This window comes from Metabacillus lacus, assembly GCF_009674805.1.
GTDB lineage: Bacteria > Bacillota > Bacilli > Bacillales > Bacillaceae > Metabacillus_C > Metabacillus_C lacus.
Window position 1 is genome coordinate 1 of record NZ_WKKI01000093.1, and the last position, 3256, is coordinate 3256.

Genomic DNA, 3256 nt, shown 5'->3' on the forward strand with positions numbered 1-3256 from the left:
TGTAAACACTCACTTTTTTCCCTCAAAAAAACGGGTGTTTTTTTCATATTTTTCCGGCAGACAAAATTTATCCTTCTGATATAATGTGGCTATTATTTTGCACATTTGGCCGGAGGGATTTTTTTATGTGTATTATCCATAATTTTAACGTTAGTATCAGCACCTATAAAGAAAGAGGAAAAGAGAACGACTTTCCGGTCATTCTTGAATGTCCAGACTGTGGATCAAAGGGGCTTCTACACCGACATGGATTCTTTGAAAGGAATGTCATCATTGCCGAAACTGGGGACGAATGGAGAATTGTGATATGCAGGCTTAAATGCAAGAGCTGTAAGAAGGCATTCTCTGTACTTCCTGATTTCATCATCCCGCATTACCAGAGTTCCCTCACCTCTGTACTTTTGATAGTAGAGGACAGGCTTCAGGACTCAAAGGGAAACAGGGAAATAAGCAGGCAGCTCGCTGACTTCCACTTCAAACGCTTCTTAAGGTCAATGAATTGGATTCATAGCTTCTTTGCGGACTTAGGACATCATTTAGGGGCGTTGGAGGATAAAAAAGAAAGAGCCACAAAATATTTGAAAATGATCCGAGATTTTGGCGAATCCACCTTCTTACGAAGGTCAAAGGGTCATTTATCAACGTATTTCATGGCAAAGTAATTCTATCATATTTCGTTACAGAAAAAAATATCGGCCGTCCCACAAAACAATTGCATCGCCAAATAAATGCCTGGAAAGTAGAATAACTATTGGGATGGCCGGCCGTCCTTCTGAATTGAGAAGGAGGAACATTCCAGTGAATGAAAGAGAAAGAGAACAAGTGGCGTTATTCCGGTACGGGCTGATCGCTCCAATCCTGAATGGCCAAGTGGATATAAAGGAATATCTGAAGGAAGTGGAAGGCAAATTCCACTCTGTCCCTTATTATGGGGAAAGGAAGGTTGCCGGAAAGACAGTACAGGAGTGGTTCCTGCATTACAGGAGGCATGGGTTTGAAGGGCTGCTCCCGAAAAAGCGAGCGGACAAGGGGAATTCCCGTAGATTATCCCCTGATGACCAGGACCAAATCCTTGAGATACGAAAAAAATCTCCCCATATGCCAGTCAGCGTCTTTTACGAACAACTGATTGCCAATGGAGAGATAAACAAAAGTCAAATATCGTATTCTACTATAAATCGTTTATTGAAAAAACACAACCTTACAGGAAAAGGTCCGGAAGCCATGCCTGAAAGGAAGCGGTTCGCCCATGACAAGGTAAATACCTTATGGCAGGCGGATCTGTCGCATGGCCCTTACGTGCCAGTGGATGGAAAAAGGAAAAAAACCTTCTTGATTGCCTATATCGATGATTGTTCCAGGCTCATCCCTTACGCCCAATTCTTCTCGTCAGAGAAGTTTGATGGACTGAGGGTTGTGACAAAGGAAGCTCTAATTAGAAGAGGCAAGCCCACTATCATATATGGCGACAACGGAAAAATTTACAGGTCTGAAACATTGCAGTTTGCCTGTGCCCAGCTTGGAATCACGCTTGCCCACACGCGTCCGTACGATCCCAGGAGCAAAGGCAAAATTGAACGCTTCTTCAAGACGGTCCAAACACGATTTTATCCTTTATTGCAGGCAGAACCGGCATCGTCGCTGGATGAGCTAAATGATAGGTTCTGGCGCTGGCTTGAGGAAGATTACCATCGCCGTGTCCATGCATCCCTTGACGGATTAACACCCCATCAAGTCTTCCAGTCTCAGTTGGACACCATAACCTATTTGGAGGATCCCTCCATTCTTGATTCCATCTTTCTTAAACGCGAACAGAGAAAAGTGAAAGCGGATGGAACCATTACATTGAACAAGCAATTGTATGAGGTCCCGGCCCGGTTTATCGGACTGAATATCGATGTACGTCTAGATGAAGAGGGCGTTTATATCTTTGAAGATGGAAAGAAAGTGGCGGAAGCCAACCTAGTTTCCATGAAGGACAACGCTCATGCCAAACGGACGCCATCCCCTTTCACCCTGGCCGCAGAGAATGAGGAACAGGGAGGAAAAGAGCATGTATAAATCATTTTACTCACTGGCAAAGGCCCCATTTTCCAAAGACATCAATCCGAAGGATGCCTACGGCTCAAAAGACTATCAAGGAGCACTGGGGGCGCTGCAATACCTTCAGAAATCCAAGGGAATGGGCCTTCTGATTGGAGACCCGGGAGTTGGGAAGACTTTCACCTTGCGGTCTTTCAGGGAGTCATTGAATCCGGCATTGTACCATGTCGTCTATTTTCCCCTTTCAACTGGCGGGGTGATGGATTTTTACCGTGGTCTGGCTTATGGTCTTGGAGAGGAACCGAAGTTCCGCAAAGTAGACCTCTTCAGGCAAATACAACAGGGAATCGAACGAATGGCAGTAGACCGGAAAATCACCCCGGTTTTCATATTGGATGAGATGCACATGGCAAAGGATGCGTTCCTGCAGGATTTAGCTATTCTTTTCAATTTCCAGATGGATTCCTCGAATCCCTTCATCCTGGTGATGGCAGGATTGCCACATTTGAAGTCTAGGCTAGCGTTGAATCATCATCGGCCCCTTTCCCAAAGGGTCATCATGAAATATGAAATTCAGCCTTTATCCAGGGAAGAGGTTACATTTTATTTAGAACACCATATGAAACTAGCTGGATCGAAGATGCCGATCTTCACAGAACCGGCAATCGAAACAATCGCTACACGATCTCAAGGATGGCCAAGAGTCATCAATACCCTCACAGTCAACAGCCTGTTGTTCGGATTCCAGATGAAGAAAGAACAGATTGATGAGGAAGTCGTAAGAATGGCAATAGAGGATATGGGGTTATGAAGGCGCGGGGAATTATGGTTTTTGATCGTGGTGAAGAAGATTGGAAAGTGTGGATTGGGCAGCAGCCCTACTGGATTGAACAAGGTTATGCATTTGAACTGAGAATTGGAAATCAGTACATTCCTGCTTTAATCGGGAAGAATCATGCTTGGTTTGTACGCCTTGGTAATGAATCATATTTCATCCTAGACGAGGATGAGATTTACAAGGTAAGGATAAGAAAAGAGGATTACATCAAAGCAGTAGCCCCTTATTAGGGGTTTTCCTTTTGTCTTTAAATCTGAAAAAATTTGAACAGGTTTTGCCAAATTCCGAAATAATGTGCAAAAATGAGCACAGTGTTCCAGATATTCTGCCGGATTAATATGAATAATCCAATCTGAAATAATGTGCTCGTTTACA

Annotated in this window: 4 protein-coding genes; all 4 read left to right on the forward strand. The window is 44.0% G+C overall.

The window, feature by feature from the left end; translation table 11 throughout:
- Positions 1-125 precede the first annotated feature (125 nt).
- The 4 genes from GJU40_RS20295 to GJU40_RS20310 all read left to right on the forward strand — a co-directional run bounded on the left by GJU40_RS20295 (position 126) and on the right by GJU40_RS20310 (position 3111).
- Positions 126-662 carry a DUF6431 domain-containing protein gene (locus tag GJU40_RS20295; protein WP_154309865.1) on the forward strand — a complete coding sequence of 179 codons (537 nt, stop codon included), beginning with the start codon at positions 126-128 and terminating at the stop codon, positions 660-662.
- 136 nt (positions 663-798) lie between these two features.
- Positions 799-2061: a DDE-type integrase/transposase/recombinase gene (locus GJU40_RS20300; RefSeq protein ID WP_343031656.1), complete on the forward strand. Its 1263-nt coding sequence runs from the start codon at positions 799-801 to the stop codon at positions 2059-2061.
- The gene (locus GJU40_RS20305; protein ID WP_154309868.1) at positions 2054-2854 is read left to right on the forward strand and encodes an ExeA family protein; all 801 of its coding nucleotides are present in this window, start codon (positions 2054-2056) and stop codon (positions 2852-2854) included. The genes GJU40_RS20300 and GJU40_RS20305 overlap by 8 nt, the downstream gene beginning before the upstream one ends.
- Positions 2851-3111, forward strand: coding sequence for a DUF5348 domain-containing protein (locus tag GJU40_RS20310; protein ID WP_154309869.1), 261 nt, complete (start codon positions 2851-2853; stop codon positions 3109-3111). Before GJU40_RS20305 ends, GJU40_RS20310 begins: the two co-directional genes overlap by 4 nt.
- Positions 3112-3256: the final 145 nt, after the last annotated feature.